The organism is Bifidobacterium sp. LH_419 (assembly GCF_056356955.1).
Genome location: NZ_JBKEVG010000011.1, coordinates 72,725 through 94,534, shown reverse-complemented (window position 1 = coordinate 94,534; position 21,810 = coordinate 72,725). Strand labels below are relative to the sequence as shown.

Sequence of the window (21,810 nt, the reverse complement as noted above, 5' to 3'; positions counted from 1 at the left end):
GGGGGCCGAGTCAGAGAGGCCGAGTTGGAGGGGTCACATCGTCCAGGTGGTGGAGGTGTTGAACTGGGTGTCGTAGTCGGAGCGGTCGATCAGGTCGGTGGCGAGCGTGGTGTCGTCGCCGGTGGCCGTGTCGGGCAGGGTCGTCGCGTAGTTGCCGGTCACGGTGACCGTCACGTCGGAATCGCCCTTCACGACGGTCTTGCCGTTCGCCTTGATCGTCACCGTGTTCCCGTCGGCGTCGACGACTTTGCCGCCGTCCGCGACGTTCAACGCGGAGACGGTCGTGCTGTCGGTCACGACCCACGTGGAGGAGCCGTCCACGTTCACCGTGATCGGCGCGTCGCTCGTCGTGCCGTCGCTCGCGCTCGCGTTCTCGGTGATGCTCGCGGCGCCGGTCCACGTCGATCCGTCGAGCAGGTTCAACGTGACCGACGAGATCGTGTCCGCGCTGACCGTGCCGGCGAGCGTCTGGTTGCGCCCGGTGAACGTGACGGTCGCGCCGTTCGATCCGGCGGACCCCCAGTTGTTCGCGTCGTTGCCGGCCGCGGTGATGAGCGCTGCCTTCGACGAGTCGAAGTCGAGCGTCGTGTTCGACAGGACCACGTCGGCGGTGGTGTTCGTGAAGTAGAACATCGAGCCGGATTCGATCGACGATTTCAGCGTCGAATCGGCGGCCTGGAACGTCGCGTGCTCGCCGGTCGAGGCTTCGGCGTCGCCGGAGGTCGACTGGTAGATGATCACGCCGTTGGCGACCGGGTCGCTGGCCGTCTTGTCCGTGATGGTGCTCGTCAGCGTCGAATCCTTGATGAGGATCGTGTTGAGGCCCTCCATGCCGGCGATCTGCGAGCCGGTGGACGTGCCGGTCACGTTCGTCACCTGCACGTCGCCGGTCGAGTAGAGGAGCGGCGAGCCGGAGCCCGCGGTCTTCAGGTCCGCCTCGTTGAGCGAGATCGAGCCGCCGCCGCGGTCGGTGGCGACGGTCGCGCTATGGTCGCCCTGCGTATCCGCGGTGACCTCGCCGGCGAGGATCGTGCCGGAGTAGGTCGCGTCGAGGGCGCGCGAATTGTCGCCGGTCGTCGAGATCGTCGTGTCGTGGACGAGCGCGGTGCCCGAGTCGGTCGCGAACACGCCGTTCGAGCCGGACGAGTCGGCGGTGAGCTTCGACCCGTCGATGACGGTCTTCGACTTTTTGTCGACGGTCAGGCTGACCGAGTTCGTGCCGTAGAAGTTGTTGTTGTCGGCGCTGTCGGAGTCGCCGGATTTGGTGAGCGTTGCGCCGGTGAGCGTCAGCGTGCCGCCGTTCTGGGCGAGGGCCGCGTTCTGGTCGGCGTTGGTCGCGGCGGTCGTGTCGGACGACGTGATTTCCTCGCCATCGGCGGTGAGCGCCGCCGTGTATGAGCCGGAGTAGTCGTAGGTCATCGTGTTCGCGCCGCCCATGCCGGCCATCTGCCCGGAGACGATCGTATTGCCGCCATGGGCCGAGGTGTTGCGCAGGATTGCCGTGCCTGCCGCGCCGCCGCCGAATCCGACGATGAGCGCCGTACCGGCGGCGATTGCGGCGAGCTTGCCGGTCGTGGCCTGCGCGGTGCGGGCGCCGCGGGTGTTGTGGGGGGCGGCGCGTGCCGCGGCCCGTGGCCGATTCGTGCGATTCGCGGAAGCTTGTGGAGGTGGTGCCGCCCCGCCGCTTGCCGGAGGTGTTCCTGATGCCCATGATCGTGCCTTTCGTCGTGCCCGCCGCGATGCTTGCGGTGGCGGGCCTTTCGTGCTTGCTGATATCAGTACACCGCCGGTTCCGGGGAAAGGGCTTGCGCGAACGTGCAGGTCGTCTGCGACCTTGCGAAGCAACCTCTGAACAATTCTTGACCGTTACCTGAAAGCCCCTCCGCCTTGGCCCCTCTCTCTGACTTGGCCCCCTCTGATGGGACATCGCCGTATAGCAAACGCCGGAGGCGTTTGTAGGCGATGTGTGAGCCGACAGGCGAGCTGATGTGGGGTCAGCCGAAGGCTGTCCGTGATTGCGGGGGCCGTATAGCAAACGCCGGAGGCGTTTGTAGGCGATGTGTGAGCCGACAGGCGAGCTGATGTGGGGTCAGCCGTAGGCTGTCCTTGATTGCGGTCGGACTCCCGGCGAAGCCGGGTGGGGGAGAGATAGCTGGAACGTGACTGTTCGTGGTATCTCTCCCTCCGACCGCCTTCGGCGGCCACCTCCCTCGTCAGAGGGAGGCAATTCGGGGCCGGACGGGTCGCGTCGTCCGCCGTGGACCACTTCCCCGTCAGAGGGAGGCACTGCTCCCCGCTCAAAAAAGGGGTGCCAAATGGACGATATTCCCGATTTACAGCGTCAAACACCCGTTTCGATGGGGGTGAAACGGGTGTTTCGCGCTGTAAATCCAGGAGAACGGGGGTTTGAACCGGGGTTTGTGATGTCTGGGGCCACCCTCAGTCCCGCTTCGCGGGCCCCGCAATCACGGACAGCCTGCGGCCGACCCCACATCGGCTCGCACATCGCCTACAAACGCCTCCGGCGTTTGCTTTACGGCGATGTCCCGCCGGCGGGAGCGCGTAGCCGGCATGTTAGCCTGTTGGCATCGTGCGTGGGAAGGAGTCGTCATGGGGAGGTCATCGAGGATTGGACCATCGGGGACCGAGTCATCGCGATCGCCGAAGGCCGAGTCATCGCAAGCCTCATCGTCGCAATCGTCGCGAAACGAGTCATCGCAAACGGAATCATCGCGAAACGGCGCCGCGACGGACGGACGATCGGTGACGGACGGACGCACGGCGGCGGGCGAGGAGGCGGCGGTGGCCGCCGACCTCGTCGCCGCCGAACTCGACGAACAGGACCGGCTCGACGCGCGACGGCTGCCGTGGCTCATCCGCATGTACGGCGTGCTGGTGCTGCTCGACGGCCTCGTCACGCTGCCGGTCGTCGTGCTCGCGTCCGTCGACGCCGTGCGCGCGATCATGCGCGGCGAACTCACGTTCCACGCGGCCAGCCTGACCGCCATCCTCACCGGACTGCAGGCGCTCGTCCTCATCGCCAACGCGGCCGCACTCATCGTGTTCGGCGTGCTGCTGCTGCGCAACTGGCGACGCTACGCGGCCCGCTGGGCATACGTGCTGATGCCGGTCACGCTCGCCGAAGGCATGCTGTCGCTCGCGCTCGACGGCCTCGGCGCGAACCTCATCGCGCCGGCCGTGCGCATGGCGATCCTCGTCGCCGTGTCCATCGCGTGCGATCCGGGGCTCGCCGAGGAACGACGGCTGCAGCGTGCGCTCAAACGCATGGACGACCGCGACGCCTACGAGCGCGCCGTCGAGGCGGGCATGCTCGGGCGCGACCCGTCCGGCAAAGGGTACATCGCGCTCGACTTCTTCAACATCTTCTGGCTGTTCACCGTGGCCTGCGTGTTCGGCCTCGCCGTCGAGACCGTGTACCACTTCGCGATGTACCACGGCGAGCTCCAGGACCGTGCGGGCCTGCTCTGGGGACCGTTCTCGCCGATTTACGGGTGCGGGGCGGTGCTCGTCACCGCGGCGCTGAACCGGTTGTGGAAGTCGAACCCGTTCCTGATCTTCTGCGCGAGCGCGGTGATCGGCGGCACGTTCGAATACGCGACCAGCTGGTTCATGGAGGTGGCGTTCGGCATCACCGCATGGGACTACACCGGGCAATGGTTGTCGATCGACGGGCGTACGTCCGGCAAATACATGGTGTTCTGGGGGCTGATCGGTGTGGTGTGGGTGCGCTGGATCCTGCCGCGGATGCTGCGGCTCATCAACCGGATTCCGTGGAAGGTGCGGTATTCGCTCACCGCCGTGTGCGCCGTGCTGATGCTCGTCGACATCGCGTTCACGCTGATGGCGCTCGACTGCTGGTACGGCCGCATGGCCGGGTTGCCGCAGGATTCGCCCATCACCCGATGGTTCGCCACGCACTACGGCGACGCGTACATGGCGAACCGCTTCCAGACGATGACCATCGACCCGAGCAAAGCCGGCAGGGTGTAGGGGTCGGCTGTCTTCATTTGGCCCCCTCTGACGAGGGGGCTCCCGGCGAAGCCGGGTGGGGGAGAGACGGCTGGAACATGGCTGTTCGCGGTATCTCTCCCTCCGACCGCCTTCGGCGGCCACCTCCCTCGTCAGAGGGAGGCGATGGAAAAGGAGCATCAGCGTTCCGTCACAGGCCGTACTGTTCGTGGGCGAACTTCTCCAGCGCGGGGATCGAGCGCTTGACCTTCTCCGTGTCGATGCAGTAGGCCATGCGGAAGTAGCCGGGCACGCCGAAGCTCTCCGACGGCACGAGGATCAGGTCGTACTCCTTCGCCTTGAGGCAGAACGCGGTCGCGTCCTCCTCGAGCGCCTTCGGGAAGATATAGAACGTGCCGCCGGGGCGCACCACGTCGAAGCCGATTGAGGTGAGCGCGTCGTACAGCAGGTTCATGTTCGTCTCGTACACGCTCAGGTCGCTCGTCTCGTCGAGCACCTTCGCGACGCCCAGCTGGATCGAGCTCGGCGGGCAGTTGTGGCCGGTGCCGCGCGAGATCTGGCCCATCATCGGCACGAGCAGGTCGGCGTCCGTGGCGGCCGGGTTCACCGCCACGTAGCCGATGCGCTCGCCCGGCAGGGAGAGCGACTTCGACCACGAGTAGCAGGTGAGCGTGTTCGCGTAGAAGTTCGCCGGGTACGGCTGCGTGCCGCCGTCGAACACGATCTCGCGGTACGGTTCGTCGCTGATGAGGAAGATGTCGTGGCCGTATTCGGTCTGCTTGGCGGAGAGGATCGCGGCGAGACGCTTCAGCGTCTCGGCCGAGTAGACGGCGCCGGACGGGTTGTTCGGCGTGTTGATGAGCACGGCCTGCACGTTCGGGTTGAGGGCCGCCTCGAACGCGTCGAAGTTGATCTGGAAGTTCGCGGTGTCCGCGGGGATGACGGTCAGGTGCGCGCCCGTGCCGTTCACGTACGGCTGGTATTCGGGGAAGTAGGGCGCGAACGTGATGATCTCGTCGCCCGGCTTGGTGACGGCGCGCATCGCGTGCGCGAGTGCGCCGGCCGCGCCGGTCGTCGGGAAGATGTGGTTGCCGGTGTAGCTGGTGCCGAAGCGGCGGTTCAACGAGTCGGCGATCGCCTCCTTGACGGACGGGATGCCGAGCGACGGGGAGTAGCCGTGGATGGCGACCGGATCGCCGTGCTCGTACAGGTCGACCATCGTCTTCGCGAAGTCCGGCGGGGCGGGCACGCTCGGATTGCCCAGCGAGTAGTCGAACACGTTCTCGTAGCCGATCTCCTTGCCGCGGGCGGTCGCGTACTCGCTCAGCTCGCGGATGACGGACTTGCCGCCCAGCATCGCCTTGTATTCCTCGTTGATCATGGGTCGCTCCTTGTTCGAAGTCAGATACCCCTATTCAACCACCGTTGCGTCCGATTCGTGGTGCTCCCTCCACGTATCAGCATGACGCGTGATGAATCGGCCGAGCCCGCCAACGGCCCAAAGAGGCAGGTTGGCGACCCATGACTCATCACGGTAGTTGGCGAGACTGGTTCGTATGGCATGGACGATAGGGAATCGCGCATACGCCACTTTCAGACTTCTTGCCCGCAGATTCTGCTCCGCCTTCACCTCGATGGGATACACGGCGCCGTCTTTCTCGATGGAGAAGTCGATCTCCGCGTGCCCCTGCGGATTCGACCAGTAGGTCGGCTCGTACCCTTGGGCCACCAGCTGTTGGCAGACGTATTGCTCGGTCAACGCCCCCTTGAATTCGGTGAACACGCGGCGGTTTTCGGTGACGACGGACGGGTCGAGGCCGGCCAGCGCACCGAGCAGGCCGATGTCCGACGTGAACATTTTGAACGCGGAGGTATCGATGTAGCTATTCAATGGTTCACGCAGCGCCGTGACGCAATGTACCTGTTGGATGATGCCATAATCCTTCAGCCACATGATGCTCTCCTCGAAGTCGCGTGCTCGCGCTCCGGGGCGTACCACGCCGTATACGAACTTGCGGTTCTCCTTGGCGAGTTGGGTCGGCAGGGTGCGCCATACCAATCGGATTCGTTCCAGCATCCGTGGTGGTGCGTGCTTGGAGAAATCCAGATCGTATGCGTCGAGAATCTCCTGTTGGATGGATCGGATTTCCTGCATCGGTGAACCTCCCAGATGAGCGGATACGGCGGCCGGCATGCCGCCGACCACCGTGTAGCGCTTCAACAGGTCGGTCAGGCGCGTAGCGAACGTCGGGTTGATGCGTTCGGGTTCTCCGTTTCTGATCAGATCCGCCAATCGTTGTTGGCCGGCGTTGTCCAGATACTCAAGAAAGGACAACGGGTGGAGGGTCATCATATTGACCTTGCCTACGGGGAACGATGCGTCCGGATGCTTGGACACACCCATATAGGAGCCGGTCGCGATGATGTGTTGCTCCGGAGTCTCCTCGCTCAGGTATTTCAATGCGGTGAGCGCTCGCGGACATTCCTGAATCTCGTCAAGGAAGATCAAGGTCTTGCCCGGCTGTATGTCCCTTCCGGCATAGATGGATAGATTGTCGAGGACGGTGTGAGGGTCGAGGGTGTGGTCGAACAGGCCGATGGCGTCGATGTCGCGCATGAAGTCGATGCGCAGGACGTCGTCGTAGAATCGTCTGCCGAATTCGCTGACGATCCATGTCTTTCCGGTCTGGCGGGCTCCCCGAAGCAGCAGGGGCTTGCGATTCGGCTGCTGCTTCCATGTCGACAGGTCGTTCATCAGGCCTCTGCTGAGTCGCTCACCCATGATTATCCTCCTAAAATGTGGTAGTCAGCCACATTTTATCATCTAAAAATGTGGCTGGCTCCCACATTTTTAGATGATAAAATGTGCGGCGCTCCGTGGTCCACGATTCCCCGGGTGAAAATCGTGAACCGGAATCGGGGGTATCACTTTACTTTCATGCAAGTAAAGTGATATACTAGTCATGTCGACAACGCCATCTCCTCCCGGTCGAATCATCATTCGCTTGTGTAATCAGACAGCCCATCGCACGGAACGTTTCGCGCGCCGCCGCAGGCGCGCCGTCATCAACGCAAGGAGACCCATCATGGCCACGACACCTCTGAGCACCGTCGGAATAGTCGGAACCGATACGTCAAGCACAACCGCCGGACCCCCGGACCGGACCGACAGCCGGACCGGCGCGCCGCAACCCGCCATCGACCCGGCGGCGGCCGCGGCGGCGCTGAACCAGATAGCCGCCGACCGCGACGGCAACGCCGAACGGCTGATGCCCCCGAAATGGTGGTATCCGGTCAACGGCGTGATCGCCGGGGTCATGTACCTGCTGTGTGCGCAATTGTTCGCACAGTTCGCCGTCATCGAATTCGATACGGGCGGCTGGCTCGTGGAGGCCCGATTCCCGTTGCTCGAATCGGTATCGTATATGACCGCGGCCGCAGCGCTGTGCTACGCGCTGTTCGAATTGGGGGAGTGGCGCAAACGCCAGATCGGCTCCGACTACAGCGTGTTCATGGGCGAACTGCGGCCACGGAACGTGTTCATGTGGGTCGTGCTGATTGCGCAGCTCATCGTCCAGATCGGCGTGTTCGTCCTGCTGCTCTGGTGGATGCTCCATCAATCGGCGATGCCGGAGATGCCCATGGTCGTCGGCGTTGTGATGGGCGCGGTGCTCGCCCTCTGGGATTACCTGTACGATCGATACTTCATCGCGACGATCAAGAAGGAGGGGCGGTGAGCGCCATGGGCAGTGATGCAGGCAAAGCGCCGGGCTTGGGCAAGGCTCCAGGCATCCGCGGCTTCGGTGCCGTCGAGCCCCGGTTCGACGCCGTCATCCACGAGCCGACGCGCCTGCGCATCTGCGGACTGCTTTCCTCGGTCAGGGAGATGCGTTTCGCCGACATCCGCGAGGCGCTCGGGCTGAGCGACGCGATGTGCTCCCGCCACCTCAACACGCTCGCCGGCGACGGGTACATCGCCCTGGTCAAGCGGCCGGGCGAATCGACCCGTCACATGGTCACATGGGCGGCCATCACGCCGGAGGGCCGCCGGGCGCTCGCCGGGCACCTGGCCGCGTTGCAGGCCATCGCCCAAGGGGCTGTTCTCTAGGGCCTCCGGTCCACGGTTCCGAGCTGGAGGGAATCGTGAACCGGAGGCCTGCCGATCGGGAATCAGAAGTCCCAATCGTCGTCGTCGGTCTCCTCGGCCTTGCCCATCACGTAGGAGGAGCCGGAACCGGAGAAGAAGTCGTGGTTCTCGTCCGCGTTGGGCGACAGGGACGCGATGATCGCCGGGTTCACGTCGCAGATCTCCGCCGGGAACAGCGCCGGGTAGCCGAGGTTCATCAGCGCCTTGTTGCCGTTGTAGCGCAGGAACTTCTCCACGTCCTCGGTCAACCCCACGCCGCCGTACAGCGACTCGGTGTACTCCACCTCGTTGTCGTACAGCTCGTTCAAGAGGTCGTACGTGTACTCGCGCAGCTCCTCGCGCTTCGCCTCGCCCACCAGCTCCAACCCGCGCTGGTACTTGTAGCCGATGTAGTAGCCGTGCACGGCCTCGTCGCGGATGATGAGGCGGATCACGTCGGCCGTGTTCGTGAGCTTCGCGTGGCTGGAGAAGTACATCGGCAGGTAGAAGCCCGAGTAGAAGAGGAACGATTCGAGCAGCGTCGAGGCGACCTTGCGCTTCAGCGGGCTGTCGCCCTCGTAGTAGTCGAGCACGATCTGCGCCTTCTTCTGCAGGTACTCGTTCTCCTCGCTCCACGCGAACGCGGCGTCGATTTGCTCGGTCGAGCACAGCGTGGAGAAGATCGACGAATACGACTTCGCATGCACGGACTCCATGAACGCGATGTTCGTGTACACGGCCTCCTCGTGCGGGGTGAGCGCGTCCGGGATCAGCGACACCGCGCCGACCGTGCCTTGGATAGTGTCGAGCAGGGTGAGACCGGTGAACACGCGCATCGTGAGCGTGTGCTCCTCCTCGCTCATCGCCTGCCACGAGGGGATGTCGTTCGAGACCGGCACCTTCTCCGGCAGCCAGAAGTTGCCGGTCAGACGGTCCCACACCTCGAGGTCCTTCTCGTCCTCGAGTCGGTTCCAGTTGATCGCGGAGACGCGGTCGATAAGCTTCAGCGGTTTGCGCGGCACGGAAATCGGCGCCATGATTCTCTCCTTTTCGGTTGGTTCATTACGTTTCGGTGATTCGGTGGTGCGTGTGTCCGATTGTTCCGAATACACCTGCCGGTGCATGCGTATCTCTTGCTCCCCCTGAAGGGGGAGCTGGCGGCCGAAGGCCGACTGAGGGGGGTGATTCGGAAGATCCGGGATTCAGTCGGTTTCGCTGTCGCGATCGTCGCGGTCCGCGAACTCCTCGGGCGCGGTGAGCCGCAGGATCATCCGGTACACGGTTTTCGACATGATGTTCCCCTTCTGATGTGGTGATGTGTGGTGCGATGACGTAGGTAAGTGGGCTGGGGCGTTTGTATGCCCCCTCAGTCCCGCTACGCGGGCCAGCTCCCCCTAAAGGGGGCGCAGAGACGGCGACGGTTCTTGGCCCCCTCTGACGGGACGTCGCCGTGGAGCAAACGCCAGAGGCGTTTGCAGGCGGTGTGCGAGCCGGCTTATTTCTTGGCCCCCTCTGACGAGGGGGCTCCCGGCGAAGCCGGGTGGGGGAGAGATAGCCGGAACGTAACGTCGGCGGTATCTCTCCCTCCGACCGCCTTCGGCGGCCACCTCCCTCGTCAGAGGGAGGCAAGATGGCACCCCCATGGAATCGTGCGTGATGTGTGCGGCGTCAAGGCGCGGCGGGCGAAGGCGTACGGAGGTACGTCGAGTCCGCCGCAACGCAGACGACGCTCCATCAGTCTGGTGTGTGCGGAGACCGCTGTCCGAGACCGAAGGCGTACAGGAGGTACGTCGAGCGTCGAGGAAAGGCGGTATACGCTCCATCAGAGCATGCAGGAGACGCAGCCGGCCACTTCGGTGCCTTCGAGCGCCTGCTGGCGGATGCGGATGTAGTAGAGCGTCTTGATGCCCTTGCGCCAGGCGTAGATCTGGGCTTTGTTCACGTCGCGCGTGGTGGCGGTGTCCGGGAAGAACAGCGTGAGCGAGAGGCCTTGGTCGACGTGGCGTGTGGCGGCCGCGTACGTATCGACGATCGCCTGCCATCCGATCTCGTAGGCGTCCTGGAAGTATTCGAGGTTGTCGTTGGTCATGTACGGCACCGGGTAGTACATGCGGCCGATCTTGCCTTCCTTGCGGATCTCGATCTTCGAGGCGATCGGGTGGATCGACGACGTGGAGTGGTTGATGTACGAGATCGATCCGGTGGGCGGCACGGCCTGCAGGTTCTGGTTGTACAGCCCGTCGCGCAGGATCGCGTCGCGCAGCGCCTCCCAATCGGCGACGGTCGGCACCGCGACCCCGTAGCGCGCGAACAGCTCGCGCACGCGCTCGGTGCGCGGCGCGGCGGGAGCGCGGCCGTCCGTGTACTTGTCGAAGTAGTTGCCCGCGCCGGCCGGCTTCGCGTAATCGGAACGTTCGAATCCGACGAACGCCTTGCCGCGCTCGACCGCCAGGTCGTGCGACGCACGGTAGGCGTGGTAGGCGACGGTCATGAAATACATGTCGGTGAAGTCGAGCGCCTCGTCGGAGCCGTAACGCAGGCCCTCGCGCGCGAGGAAGCCATGCAGGTTCATCTGGCCGAGGCCGATCGCGTGGCCTTCGTCGTTCGCACGTCGGATCGACGGCACCGCGTCGATCGACGTGTGCTCGGCGACGGCCGTCAGCGCGCGGATCGCCGTCTCGACCGTGCCGGCGAGACCGCCGTCCATCGCCTTCGCGATGTTAAGCGAGCCGAGGTTGCAGGACACGTCGCGGCCCACGTGCTCGTAGGAGAGGTCGTCGCGGTAGACGCTCGCCTCCTGCACCTGCAGGATCTCCGAGCACAGGTTCGACATCGTCACGCGGCCGTCGATCGGGTTCGCGCGGTTGACCGTGTCCTCGAAGACGAGATACGGGTAGCCGGATTCGAACTGCAGCTCGGCGAGCGTCGTGAAGAACTTGCGCGCGTCGATATACGTCTTCCTGATGCGGTCGTCGGCCAGCATCTCGTCGTACTTCTCGGTGACGGAGATGTCGGCGAACGGCTTGCCGTACACGCGCTCCACGTCGTACGGGCTGAACAGCGCCATCCGCTCCTTGCGTTTGGCGAGTTCGAACGTGATGTCCGGCACGACCACGCCCAGCGCGAGCGATTTGATGCGGATCTTCTCGTCCGCGTTCTCGCGCTTCGTATCGAGGAAGCGCATGATGTCCGGATGATGCGCGTTGAGGTACACGGCGCCGGCGCCCTGGCGTGCGCCCAGCTGGTTCGCGTACGAGAACGAGTCCTCGAGCAGCTTCATGACCGGCACGACGCCGCTCGACTGGTTCTCGATGTGCTTGATCGGCGCGCCCAGCTCGCGCAGGTTGGAGAGGAGCAGCGCCACGCCGCCGCCGCGCTTCGACAGCTGCAGGGCCGCGTTGATGCCGCGCGAGATCGACTCCATGTTGTCCTCGATGCGCACGAGGAAGCAGCTCACCGGCTCGCCGCGCTGCGCCTTGCCGAGATTCAGGAACGTCGGCGTGGCCGGCTGGAAACGGCCGGCGAGCATCTCGTCGAGATAGGCGGTGGCGGCGGATTCGTCGCCGGCGGCCAGGTCGAGGGCGACCGCGGCACAACGCTGCGGGAAGTCTTCGAGATACGTCTTGCCGTCGAACGACTTCAGTGCGTAGGAGCGGAAGAACTTGAACGCGCCGAGGAACGTCTCGAACTCGAAGCCGGCCGCCGCGGCGTGTGTGTAGAACGATTCGAGGAAGTCGGCACTGTAGCGGGCGAACACGTCGCCGTCGTAGTAGTCGTGGTCGATGAGCCAGCGCAGGCGCTCGCCGGCCGTGGCGAAACGCTTCGTGTTCGGCTCGATCTCGCCCGTGACGTAGGCGCGCTCGGCCTCCTTGTCCTTGCCGAACTGGATGAGCCCGTGCTCGTCGTACAGGTTGAGTATCGCGTTCAGCGCATGATAATCGGTCGACGGATCGTAGGTGGTGGTCATGGAATACCCTTCAGGAGATTGTTCGGTCACGGTTGGGCGTCGGTGGCTTTCGCCACGGTGAGATGTCGGGGTCTCTCCCTCCGTCACGGCTGCGCCGTGCCACCTCCCTCGTCAGAGGGAGGCTGCGTCGTGTCGTGTTGGGGAGGCGGCGTCGTTATACCGGTAAGGTGCTTGGCCCCCTCTGACGAGGGGGCTGTCGAACGGAGTGAGACTGGGGGAGAGACGGCGGCGCATGTCGCCGATTCGGCGGACTTACCTCACCGCGTGAAGAACCTGACGAGGCCGTCGCACACTTTGCGCGAGTCCTCGCGCGTGCCCATCAGTTCGAAGCGGTACAGGTACGGGACGCGGCATTTCGCGGCGATGATGTCGCCGGCCGCGCCGTACGCGGTGCCGAAGTTCGTGTTGCCGGAGGCAATCACGCCGCGGATCCACGCGCGGTTGCCCGCATGGTTGAGGAATCGTTTCACCTGCGGCGGCACGGCCTTGCGCGCGTCGCCGCCGCCGTATGTGGGCACCATGATGACGTACGGTTCGCGCACGTTGAGCATCGCCGCGTTCGGTTTCAGCGGAATCCGGTACACGTTGATCCCCGCCTCGCCGAGCTTCAATCCGGCGACGAATCGGGACGTGTTCTCCGATGCGGAGGAGAAGTACACGAGCGCGCCGATCGCCTTGGCGCGTCCGCCCGCCGCCGCCGTTTCCGGCGTGCCGGGCGTCGCGTCGTCGTGTTCCGGCGTCTCGCTCATCCCATGCAACGCGACGGGCGCGCTGCGGCGTCCCGCGCGCGTCGCGTCGCCGCCGTCCGCGTCGTCACGTCGCGCCGCGGCGGCGACGTGACGACGTCCGCCCGCCGCGACGCCGGTCAGCGCGGACAGGTCCCCCGCGCCCTGCGCGCGACGGACGGGCGTCGCTCCGGTCAGGCCGGACAGGTCGCCTCCTGCGCCGCCGCTCGCGTTCGGTGTGACGCTCATGCGACGACCGTGTGCTGCTCGGCGACCTGCGTCGTGTTCGCCGTCGCGGCCTTCGCGAGTTCGCGGATCAGGTCCGGACGGTAGCCGGTCCACGAGTTGTCCGGGGTGATGACGACCGGCGCCTGCCGGAACCCCGCCTGCTGCAGCTGTTCCAGCGTGGACGGGTTCTGCGTCAGGTCGACCGTCTCGAACGGGATGCCGAGCTTGTCGAGCTGGCGCTTGGTGGCGTCGCACTGCGGGCAACGCGGCTTGGTGAACACGGTGACGGTCATGATGGTCTCCGATCGGACGGGTGTGATGTGGTGCGGGAGACAGCCTATCGAGGATTGATTGACGAGTAAACACTATCCATAGTGGCGTGTCGTTGATGATTTCGCTAGATGTAGTGTCTGCGTCTGACGTCGGTAAATCATTGGAATCCCAAAGGACACGCCGTGGGCGAGGTCGGCCCGGCCGCGGCCGGAATCGCCGCAAAACGGAAAATGTCGTCTTCCTCACATCACGTCCTCCCTCCGGCTCCCCTTGCAGGGGAGTTGTCATGCTTCGCATGACTGAGGGGTAGTCCCGCCGCCCATACGGCCGCTTGACATAAGACGCCACTCGCGCATCGGCGCACAGCGGGATAGACTTTTCTCGGAACAAGCTGAATCGACTGAAAGGCAAGGCAAATGGCCGAAGCTACGGCAAACATCGGTGTTATCGGACTTGCGGCGATGGGTTCCAACCTGGCCCGCAACCTCGCGCACCACGGCAACACGGTGGCGCTGTTCAACCGCCACTACTCGCGCACCGAGAAGCTCATGGAGGAGCACGGCTCCGAGGGCGCGTTCGTCCCGACCAAGACGCTGGAGGAGTTCGCCGCGTCCCTGAAGCGCCCGCGTACCGCGATCATCATGGTCAAGGCCGGCGGCCCGACCGATGCGGTTATCGAGCAGCTCGAGCAGGTGTTCGAGCCGGGCGACATCATCGTCGACGGCGGCAACTCGTTCTTCAAGGACACCATCAAGCGCGAGAAGGAAGTGCGCGCCAAGGGCTTCCACTTCGTCGGCTGCGGCGTGTCCGGCGGCGAGGAGGGCGCGCTCAACGGCCCGTCCCTGATGCCCGGCGGCACCGCGGAATCCTGGAAGACGCTCGGCCCGATCCTCGAGTCGATCGCCGCGAAGGTGAACGGCGAGCCGTGCGTGACCCACATCGGCACCGATGGCGCCGGCCACTTCGTGAAGATGGTCCACAACGGCATCGAATACGCGGACATGCAGGTGATCGGTGAGGCGTACGACATCCTGCGCCGCGGCCTCGGGATGGACGCCGAGGAGATCGCCGGCGTGTTCGACGAGTGGAACAAGGGCGACCTCGACTCCTACCTGATCGAGATCACCGCCGAAGTGCTGCATCACAAGGACGCCGCCACCGGCAAGCCGTTCGTGGACGTGGTCGTCGACCACGCCGGCATGAAGGGCACCGGCACGTGGACCGTCCAGACCGGTCTCGAGTTCGGTTCCCCGGTCGCCTCGATCGGCGAGGCCGTGTTCGCCCGCGCCCTCTCCTCCCACGGCGAGCTGCGCGAGGCCGCCCAGCAGGAGAACCTGGCCGGCCCGAACAAGACCATCGATCTTGATGGCGAGGAGAAGGCCGCGTTCATCGAGGATGTGCGTCGTGCGCTGTTCGCCTCCAAGGTCGTCGCCTACGCGCAGGGTCTCAACGAGATCCAGGATGGCGCGAAGGAGTACGGCTGGGACATCAACCTGTCCGAGGTGGCCCGCATCTGGCGCGGCGGCTGCATCATCCGTGCCCAGTTCCTGCTCGACCGCATCACCGAGGCGTTCAAGGGCGACAACCCGCCGGCCTCGCTGCTGTTCGACCCGTACTTCGAGAAGATCATCGGCGAATCGCAGGACGCGTGGCGTCGCGTGATCGTCAAGGCCATCGAGGCGGGCATCCCCACCCCGGTGTTCTCCAGCTCCCTGGCGTACTACGACGGCCTGCGCTCCAAGCGCCTCCCCACCGCCCTCACCCAGTCCCAGCGCGACCTCTTCGGTGCCCACACCTACGGCCGCGTCGACAAGCCGGGCGTGTTCCACACGCTGTGGGCCGAGCCGGGCAAGCCGGAAATCGAGGCGTAGCCTCGCTTTCCGGCTTGAGGAGAGCCCTGTGGGCTCTCCGACCGGCTCGGTGCGAGGCGGTTTACCGCCGAGCCAGATCTGAGTCCGGCCGTAGGCCGGTCCGTAATTGCTGATCGAGCCGGGCAACCCAGCATCCGAAGAGCAAGAAGCTCTTTTTCGGTGCAAGAAATCCCGGACGACACACCACTCGTCCGGGATTTCTTGTGCTGGCATCATTTCAGCGCAACATTTCCCGGACGATAGGGTAAATTTCCGGGAAATATTGCACTGGTCTCTTTTCAGCGCAAGTAATCCCGGAGAATAGGGTCGTTTTCCGGGAATCATTGCACTGACCACAGCTCAGTGCAACAAATCCCGGACGAAGCCGTCTATTTCCGGGATTACTTGCGCTGATATCGTCTCGGTACAACAAATCCCGGAGAACGGGGCTGTTTTCCGGGAATCATTGCGTTGAGCTGGAGTCAGTGCAACGATTCCCGGATGAAGCCGCCGATTTCCGGGATCACTTGCGCTTGGAAAGACGGGGAGACTCCGGAGACACGGGGAGACTCGGGGAAGCCTCGAAGCTTCCCCGAGTAGCCCCCGAGAAGCTCCCTGAGGCTACAGCTTCGTCACCGTCTCTTCGGTGGTGAACCAGGTGAACTCGTCCACACCGTAAGCGAAGGAGGACGGGTATTCCGGGTCCCCCTTCGGCACGACGTCACCACTTGGCACTTCGCCGCCTGCGGCGAACACGTGCGCCAGCGACTCCGCCTTGCCCGCTCCGGCCGCGAAGAACCACGTATGGCGGGAACGCGCGATCAACGGCGCGGCCAGGGAGACGCGCAGCGGCGGCATCTTGGGGGAGTGGGTCACACCGACCGTGAGCCGGTCGCGCACCTGCACCTCCGCATGCCCCGAGGAAGCGGGGAACAGCGAAGCGTAATGCCCGTCGGGGCCCATGCCGAGGATTATCAGGTCGAACACCGGCTCCGAACCCATCTCACGAACCAATTCGTCCGCGTAGGCGCGTGCGGCGGCGTCCACGAGCGCCTCGTTCTCCACGTCGGCGGCGGAACGCACGAACTCGTCGGGGCTGTCCGCGTCGCGCGTCACCTTCGCGATCTCCGCAGCCGGACGCGTGTCCGCCGGCATCTCGTGGATGTTCGCCTCGGGCAGCGAGCCCGCCGCCACGAGCCCGTCGAGCAGCAGTCGGCGCGCCTCGACCGCGTTGCGGTCGGGGGAGTCGGCGGCGACGAAGCGTTCGTCGCTGAACCAGAAGTGCACGCGCGACCAGTCGATCGACGTGGCCAGCGCGGCGATCGAAGCGTCGGTCGCAATCAGTCCGAGCGGCTGCGCGGCCGAGCCGCCGGAGAGCGCCACGTCGACGCGCGTGCGGCGCGAGCCGTCCGGCAGGCGCTCGTCCAGCGCGTCGAGCAGCGCCAAGACGAGCCGGGACGCCCCGGCCTTGATCATCACGTCTTTGTCCGGATAGACGACGAGTGTGCGACTTGCCATGTGAAACTCCTTAGTGACGAATCAGGTCCCAGCCTTCGTTGATGACGTCGGCGTAGATCTCGTCCGGGTCGATGCGGCGCAGTTCCTCGGTCAGGCAGTCCTCGATCGTGCGCGGCGGCACGGAGATCGCCTGCGGCGCCTGCCCCGGCATCGAGATCACGGCCTGGTCCTCGTGCGGGCGTTCCAGCGACACGGTGCCGTCCGCACGCGTGAACGCCACGCCGGTCACCGCCGTCGCGCCGTCGACGTATTCCACGTCGACCGGCACGTCGAGCGTGAGTCGCAGCCACGCGCACAGCAGGTCCATCGGCAGGAATTCGCGCGGTCCGGTCACCTTCACCGCCGTGACCGGCAGGTGCGGCGGCTGGTCGAGCATCGAGGCGAGCAGTCCGCGCCACACGGTCAGGCGCGTCCACGACAGGTCGATGTCCTCCGGCGTCCAGCTGCGGCGCAGACGTTCGATCGTCGCTTCCGGATTGTTGGAGCGCAGCGCATCGGTGATGCGGCTGCGTGCCATCGCGCCCATCAGGTCCTTCGCCGGGTTGGACGGCGGCGTGGTCGGCCACCATGCGACGACCGGCACGTCCGGCACGAGCAGCGGGATGACGAGCGTGTCCGGATGGTTGATGAGCCCGTTGCGGGGGCGCAGGATGATGATCTCGCCAGCGCCGGCGTCCGCGCCGAAGCGCACCTGCGCGTTGAGGTTCGATTCCGCGGGGCCGTCGGTCAGGTCGATGGCCGGGTTGTCGGTCTTCTCCATCGCCTTCACGTCGCCGTCGCCGGAATCGTCGCGGCGCGACGTGTCCGGCACGATCGCGATGACGCGGCACGGGTGCTCGCGGCTCGCCGCGTTGGCGACTTCGAGCGCGTGCTCGAGTTCGCCTTCGTCGGTGGCGATGAGCAGCGTGAGCACGCGGCCGGTCGCCGATTCGCCGCGCTCCTCGTGCAGCTCGTCGATTTTGTGCGCGATTTCGCGCGTGCGGGTGTTCGGCATATCGATGATCATGGCATCCTCCAATGGCGGCCTTCGCGCGCCAGCATCTCATCGGCCTCGGCCGGGCCCCACGTGCCCGCGCGGTACGGCTGCGGCTGGCCGAGCGTCGACCAGAACTCCTCGATCGGGTCGAGGATCTTCCAGCTCAGGTTCACTTCCTCGGTGGTGGGGAACAGCGGCGGGTCGCCGAGCAGCACGTCGAGGATCAGTCGTTCGTAGGCTTCCGGCGAGTTCTCGGTGAACGAGCGGCCGTAGCTGAAGTCCATGTTCACGTCACGGACCTCCATCGTGGTGCCGCCCGGCACCTTCGCGCCGAAGCGCATCGTCACGCCCTCGTCCGGCTGCACGCGGATCACGATCGCGTTCTTGCCGAGTTCGCGCACGGCGGTCTGCTCGAACGGCAGGTGCGGGGCGCGCTTGAACACGACGGCGATTTCGGTGACGCGCTTGCCGAGACGCTTGCCGGTCCTGAGGTAGAACGGCACGCCCGCCCAGCGGCGCGTGTCGATGTCGAGACGGATGGCCGCGTACGTCTCGGTGGTGGACTTCGGGTCGATGCCCTTCTCGTCCAGGTAGCCGACGACCTCGTGCGAGCCCTGCCAGCCCTTCGCGTACTGGCCGCGGGCCGTGTTGGCGGCGAGGTCCTTGGGCAGGCGCACGGCGGAGAGCACCTTGGTCTTCTCGGCCGTCAGGTCCTTCGCGGTGAAGCTCACCGGCTCCTCCATGGCGGTGAGGGCCATGAGCTGGAGCAGATGGTTCTGGATCACGTCGCGTGCGGCGCCGATGCCGTCGTAGTAGCCGGCGCGGCCGCCGATGCCGATGTCCTCGGCCATCGTGATCTGCACGTGGTCCACGTAGTTCGCGTTCCACACCGGCTCGTACATCGCGTTGGCGAAGCGCAGGGCCAGCAGGTTCTGCACGGTCTCCTTGCCGAGGTAGTGGTCGATGCGGAACACCGAGCTCGGGTCGAACACTTCGGAGACGACACGGTCGAGCTCCTTCGCGCTGGCGAGGTCATGGCCGAACGGCTTCTCGATGATGACGCGTCGCCACGCGCCTTCGGAGGAGCGCGACAGGCCGGAAGCGGCCAGCTGCTTGGAGACGATCGGGAACGCGCTCGGCGGCACCGACATGTAGAACGCGTGGTTGCCGCGCGTGCCGCGGTCGCGGTCGAGCTCCTGCACGGTGGCGCTCAGGCGCTCGAACGCCTCCGGGTCGTCGAACGTGCCCTGCACGAACCGGATGCCGGCCGCGAGGTTGTTCCACGTCGACTCCTTGAACGGCGTGCGGCAACGCGCCTTGACGGCGGTCTTGACGAATTCGATGAAATGCTCCTGCGTCCAGTCGCGGCGCGCGAAGCCGGTCAGGCCGAAGCTCGGCGGCAGCAGACCGCGGTTGGCCAAATCGTAGACGGCGGGCAGCAGCTTTTTCTGCGCCAGATCGCCGGTCACGCCGAAGATGACCAGACTGCACGGGCCCGCGATGCGCGGCAGGCGCAGGTCGCGCGGATCGCGCAACGGATTGGTCCAATTGGTATTCCCACTCATACCAATAAGAGTAATAGCCGTCGGCGGGGTATCGCCGACGGCTAAGGGAATTGTTCGGATAGTGGGCCTGTGAGCCGGCCCACTATCCGGGTGGGATGCGGCGTTTTCACGCCGGTCGCGACGTCACCGGCGCTACAGCACCTTCGACAGGAACGACCGCAGGCGCTCGCTCTTCGGATGGTTGAAGATCTCGTCAGGCGTGCCCTGCTCGTCGATCACGCCGCCGTGGGTGAACACCACGCGGCTGGAGACCTCGCGCGCGAAGCCCATCTCGTGCGTCACGAGGATCATCGTCATGCCCTCCTCGGCGAGCCCGCGGATCACCTCGAGCACGTCGCCGACCATCTCCGGGTCGAGCGCGCTCGTCGCCTCGTCGAACAGCATGATGTCCGGGTTCATCGCGAGCGCACGGGCGATCGCCACGCGCTGCTTCTGGCCGCCGGACAGGGACGCGGGACGCGCGTCGATCTTCTCGGCGAGGCCGACCTGCGCGAGCAGTTTCTTGGCGAGCGCGCGGGCCTCGTCCTTCGGCATCTTGTGCACGAGCGTCGGCGCGAGCATGATGTTCTCGGCGACGGTCATGTTGGGGAACAGGTTGAAGTGCTGGAACACCATGCCGATCTGCTCGCGCACCTCGTCGATGTTCGTGTCCTTCGCGCCGAGGTCGTGGCCGTTGACGACCACCGTGCCCGACGTGGGCGTCTCCAGTCCGTTCAGGCAGCGCAGCAGCGTGGATTTGCCGGCGCCGGATGGGCCGATGATGCACACGACCTCGCCCTTGCGTACCTGGAAGTCGACGCCCTTGATGACCTCGGTGCCGCCGTAGCTCTTGTGCAGGTCGCGCACGTCGACGACGAACTCGTTCGCCGTGTTCTCAGTCGATGCAGCCATTACTTGTTCAACCTCCTATCGGCGATGTTCGCGAGCCAGGTCAGCAGCGTGATGGCCACGAAGTAGATGACGCCCACCATGAGCAGCGTCTCGGTGACGCGGAAGTTCGCCGCGTACAGCTGCTGCGCCTGGTAGAGCAGGTCGGCGAAGCCGATGGTGAGCAGCAGCGAGGAATCCTTGAGCAGGATGACCAGCTGGTTGATGACGGCCGGCGTGCCGATTTTCACGGCCTGCGGCAGGATCACCCTGCGCATCGTCTGCGCGTAGGTGAGGCCGAGCGAACGCGCGCCCTCCGCCTGACCGGGGTCGACCGACTGGATCGCGCCGCGGATGATCTCCGTCAGGTACGCGCCCGAGTTGAGCGACAGCGTGAACAGGCCGGAGAACCAGATCCAGTTCGGGATGGCGTGGCCGACGAGCTGCGGCACGCCGAAGTAGAAGAAGAACGCCCACACGAGCACCGGGGTGCCGCGGAACACGGCCACGTAGGCGCGGGAGATCCACGCGAGCGCCTTGTTGCGGCCCACGCGCATCAGTCCGAAGCCGAGGCCGAGCAGCAGCGCCACGATGAACGAGAGCGCGGTGATGATCATCGTGTTCTTGAGGCCCTGCATGAGTGCGGGCAGCGACTGCACGGCCAGTTGCCAGAATCCGATGCGTTCCACCGTCTTCACGCTGTTCGTGTCCGCGTTCGTCGAGGCGTTCGCGCCCAGGTACTTGACGAGGATCTTGTCGTATTCGCCGGAATCCTTGAGTTCCTTGAGCCCGACGTTGAACGCGGCCAGCAGCTCGGCGTCCCGGCCCTTGTTGACGGCGAAGCCGTAGTAGCCCCTCGGCACCTTCGGCGTCACGGTCTTGAGGCCGTTGTTCTGCGAGATGCCGTAGGCGAGCACTGGGTAGTCGTCGAACACGGCGGCCGCGTTGCCGGCCTTCACCATCTCGTACATCGTGGCCGACTGGTCGACCGACTTAATGCTGAAGCCGTACTTCTTCGCGATGGACTTCGCGTAGGCCTCGCCTTCGGAACCGGTCTTCGCGGTGACGGTCTTGCCCTTGAGGTCCGCGTAGCCCTTGACGGAGTCATCGCTCTTCGCGATGGCCATCTGCACGCCGGACTGGAAGTACGGGTCGGAGAAGTCGTATACCTGCTTGCGTTCGTCGGTGATCGACATGCCGGCGATCACCGCGTCCGCCTGGTTCGAGCTCAACGCCTGCAGCGCCGCGTTGAAGCCGAGCGACTGGATCGTGACCTTGAATCCCTGCGACGCGGCGATCTTGTTGACCAGATCCATGTCGATGCCCACCATCTTGCCGTTCTCGCGGAATTCGAACGGCGCGAACGTGGTGTCGGTGGCGATTGTGTAGGTCTTGCCCTTCGCCTTCTTCGCGAGCGCGCGCGTCGCGTCGTCCACGGTCGACATGCTCTTGGTCGTGTCGCCGGCCTCCGTGCCGTCGGCGGCGAGCGCCGGCGTCGCCGACAGTCCGGCGACCATCATCACCGCGGCGAGCAGCGCCGCGACCAGTGCCGTCAGCGCCCGCAGACGGGCCCGCAGCCCGGCGGTCAGCCCGGAGTCGCCTCGTGCTGTACGCATGCGTGTCCTCCCTCATCTCGTCTCATCTCATTGTCTCGTTCAGATTACGAACGGTTTCAACCTATGAACGGTATGGGAGGTCTTTTTCCGGGCTGTTACGGAATTGTGC

Annotated in this window: 16 protein-coding genes; 4 read left to right on the top strand and 12 right to left on the bottom strand. The window is 65.2% G+C overall.

Annotation, left to right across the window (positions count from 1 at the left end):
• Positions 1 to 33: 33 nt before the first annotated feature.
• On the bottom strand, positions 34 to 1,437 hold the full coding sequence (locus tag AC1AYX_RS08070; RefSeq protein ID WP_476502996.1) for an adhesin: 1,404 nt from the start codon (positions 1,435 to 1,437) through the stop codon (positions 34 to 36).
• Between the two features lie 1,326 nt (positions 1,438 to 2,763).
• Between AC1AYX_RS08070 and AC1AYX_RS08065 the strand changes: the two genes are divergently transcribed.
• Complete coding sequence (locus AC1AYX_RS08065; RefSeq protein ID WP_476502995.1) at positions 2,764 to 4,011, top strand: putative ABC transporter permease; 1,248 nt, start codon at positions 2,764 to 2,766, stop codon at positions 4,009 to 4,011.
• A gap of 169 nt (positions 4,012 to 4,180) precedes the next feature.
• Here AC1AYX_RS08065 and AC1AYX_RS08060 read toward each other — a convergent pair whose 3' ends face one another.
• Positions 4,181 to 5,371, bottom strand: coding sequence for a pyridoxal phosphate-dependent aminotransferase (locus tag AC1AYX_RS08060; RefSeq protein ID WP_476502994.1), 1,191 nt, complete (start codon positions 5,369 to 5,371; stop codon positions 4,181 to 4,183).
• A gap of 30 nt (positions 5,372 to 5,401) precedes the next feature.
• Positions 5,402 to 6,772 (bottom strand): ATP-binding protein, encoded by a 1,371-nt coding sequence (locus AC1AYX_RS08055; RefSeq protein WP_476502993.1) that lies wholly within the window; start codon positions 6,770 to 6,772, stop codon positions 5,402 to 5,404.
• A gap of 304 nt (positions 6,773 to 7,076) precedes the next feature.
• On the opposite strand from AC1AYX_RS08055, the gene AC1AYX_RS08050 reads away from it, so the two are divergent.
• Complete coding sequence (locus AC1AYX_RS08050) at positions 7,077 to 7,727, top strand: hypothetical protein (protein WP_476502992.1); 651 nt, start codon at positions 7,077 to 7,079, stop codon at positions 7,725 to 7,727.
• Positions 7,728 to 7,732: 5 nt separating this feature from the next.
• On the top strand, positions 7,733 to 8,098 hold the full coding sequence (locus AC1AYX_RS08045) for a transcriptional regulator (protein ID WP_476502991.1): 366 nt from the start codon (positions 7,733 to 7,735) through the stop codon (positions 8,096 to 8,098).
• A 62-nt stretch (positions 8,099 to 8,160) separates the two neighbouring features.
• Here AC1AYX_RS08045 and nrdF read toward each other — a convergent pair whose 3' ends face one another.
• The 4 genes from nrdF to AC1AYX_RS08025 form a co-directional block, all read right to left on the bottom strand.
• Complete coding sequence (nrdF, locus tag AC1AYX_RS08040; protein WP_214313705.1) at positions 8,161 to 9,153, bottom strand: class 1b ribonucleoside-diphosphate reductase subunit beta; 993 nt, start codon at positions 9,151 to 9,153, stop codon at positions 8,161 to 8,163.
• Positions 9,154 to 9,938: 785 nt separating this feature from the next.
• A complete protein-coding gene (gene nrdE, locus AC1AYX_RS08035; RefSeq protein ID WP_476502990.1) occupies positions 9,939 to 12,083 on the bottom strand; it encodes a class 1b ribonucleoside-diphosphate reductase subunit alpha in 2,145 nt (714 codons plus the stop codon).
• A gap of 257 nt (positions 12,084 to 12,340) precedes the next feature.
• Positions 12,341 to 12,832: a class Ib ribonucleoside-diphosphate reductase assembly flavoprotein NrdI gene (gene nrdI / locus AC1AYX_RS08030; protein WP_476503008.1), complete on the bottom strand. Its 492-nt coding sequence runs from the start codon at positions 12,830 to 12,832 to the stop codon at positions 12,341 to 12,343.
• A gap of 221 nt (positions 12,833 to 13,053) precedes the next feature.
• Positions 13,054 to 13,329, bottom strand: a complete 276-nt coding sequence (locus AC1AYX_RS08025) for a glutaredoxin family protein (RefSeq protein WP_476502989.1) — start codon at positions 13,327 to 13,329, stop codon at positions 13,054 to 13,056.
• A 396-nt stretch (positions 13,330 to 13,725) separates the two neighbouring features.
• Between AC1AYX_RS08025 and gndA the strand changes: the two genes are divergently transcribed.
• Positions 13,726 to 15,180 (top strand): NADP-dependent phosphogluconate dehydrogenase, encoded by a 1,455-nt coding sequence (gene gndA, locus AC1AYX_RS08020; protein WP_476502988.1) that lies wholly within the window; start codon positions 13,726 to 13,728, stop codon positions 15,178 to 15,180.
• 600 nt (positions 15,181 to 15,780) lie between these two features.
• Here the strand turns inward: gndA and pgl are convergent.
• From pgl to AC1AYX_RS07995, 5 genes are all read right to left on the bottom strand, one after another.
• Positions 15,781 to 16,677: a 6-phosphogluconolactonase gene (pgl, locus tag AC1AYX_RS08015; protein WP_476502987.1), complete on the bottom strand. Its 897-nt coding sequence runs from the start codon at positions 16,675 to 16,677 to the stop codon at positions 15,781 to 15,783.
• A gap of 10 nt (positions 16,678 to 16,687) precedes the next feature.
• Entirely contained in the window at positions 16,688 to 17,683 is a 996-nt protein-coding gene (locus tag AC1AYX_RS08010; protein WP_476502986.1) for a glucose-6-phosphate dehydrogenase assembly protein OpcA, read from the bottom strand.
• Positions 17,680 to 19,218, bottom strand: coding sequence for a glucose-6-phosphate dehydrogenase (gene zwf / locus AC1AYX_RS08005; RefSeq protein WP_034529736.1), 1,539 nt, complete (start codon positions 19,216 to 19,218; stop codon positions 17,680 to 17,682). Before zwf ends, AC1AYX_RS08010 begins: the two co-directional genes overlap by 4 nt.
• A 132-nt stretch (positions 19,219 to 19,350) precedes the next feature.
• Positions 19,351 to 20,109 carry an amino acid ABC transporter ATP-binding protein gene (locus AC1AYX_RS08000; RefSeq protein ID WP_034529733.1) on the bottom strand — a complete coding sequence of 253 codons (759 nt, stop codon included), beginning with the start codon at positions 20,107 to 20,109 and terminating at the stop codon, positions 19,351 to 19,353.
• Positions 20,109 to 21,701 carry an amino acid ABC transporter substrate-binding protein/permease gene (locus tag AC1AYX_RS07995; RefSeq protein WP_476502985.1) on the bottom strand — a complete coding sequence of 531 codons (1,593 nt, stop codon included), beginning with the start codon at positions 21,699 to 21,701 and terminating at the stop codon, positions 20,109 to 20,111. The genes AC1AYX_RS08000 and AC1AYX_RS07995 overlap by 1 nt, the downstream gene beginning before the upstream one ends.
• Positions 21,702 to 21,810: the final 109 nt, after the last annotated feature.

Excerpts from the sequence above, each read along its gene's own strand:
- AC1AYX_RS08025 (WP_476502989.1), bottom strand. The coding sequence starts at position 13,329 with ATGACCGTCACCGTGTTCACCAAGCCGCGTTGCCCGCAGTGCGACGCC.
- gndA (WP_476502988.1), top strand. The coding sequence starts at position 13,726 with ATGGCCGAAGCTACGGCAAACATCGGTGTTATCGGACTTGCGGCGATG.
- AC1AYX_RS07995 (WP_476502985.1), bottom strand. The coding sequence starts at position 21,701 with ATGCGTACAGCACGAGGCGACTCCGGGCTGACCGCCGGGCTGCGGGCC.
- AC1AYX_RS08000 (WP_034529733.1), bottom strand. The coding sequence starts at position 20,109 with ATGGCTGCATCGACTGAGAACACGGCGAACGAGTTCGTCGTCGACGTG.
- nrdE (WP_476502990.1), bottom strand. The coding sequence starts at position 12,083 with ATGACCACCACCTACGATCCGTCGACCGATTATCATGCGCTGAACGCG.
- pgl (WP_476502987.1), bottom strand. The coding sequence starts at position 16,677 with ATGGCAAGTCGCACACTCGTCGTCTATCCGGACAAAGACGTGATGATC.
- AC1AYX_RS08070 (WP_476502996.1), bottom strand. The coding sequence starts at position 1,437 with ATGGGCGGCGCGAACACGATGACCTACGACTACTCCGGCTCATACACG.
- AC1AYX_RS08060 (WP_476502994.1), bottom strand. The coding sequence starts at position 5,371 with ATGATCAACGAGGAATACAAGGCGATGCTGGGCGGCAAGTCCGTCATC.
- AC1AYX_RS08010 (WP_476502986.1), bottom strand. The coding sequence starts at position 17,683 with ATGATCATCGATATGCCGAACACCCGCACGCGCGAAATCGCGCACAAA.
- AC1AYX_RS08045 (WP_476502991.1), top strand. The coding sequence starts at position 7,733 with ATGGGCAGTGATGCAGGCAAAGCGCCGGGCTTGGGCAAGGCTCCAGGC.
- zwf (WP_034529736.1), bottom strand. The coding sequence starts at position 19,218 with ATGAGTGGGAATACCAATTGGACCAATCCGTTGCGCGATCCGCGCGAC.
- AC1AYX_RS08050 (WP_476502992.1), top strand. The coding sequence starts at position 7,077 with ATGGCCACGACACCTCTGAGCACCGTCGGAATAGTCGGAACCGATACG.
- AC1AYX_RS08055 (WP_476502993.1), bottom strand. The coding sequence starts at position 6,772 with ATGGGTGAGCGACTCAGCAGAGGCCTGATGAACGACCTGTCGACATGG.
- nrdF (WP_214313705.1), bottom strand. The coding sequence starts at position 9,153 with ATGGCGCCGATTTCCGTGCCGCGCAAACCGCTGAAGCTTATCGACCGC.
- nrdI (WP_476503008.1), bottom strand. The coding sequence starts at position 12,832 with ATGAGCGAGACGCCGGAACACGACGACGCGACGCCCGGCACGCCGGAA.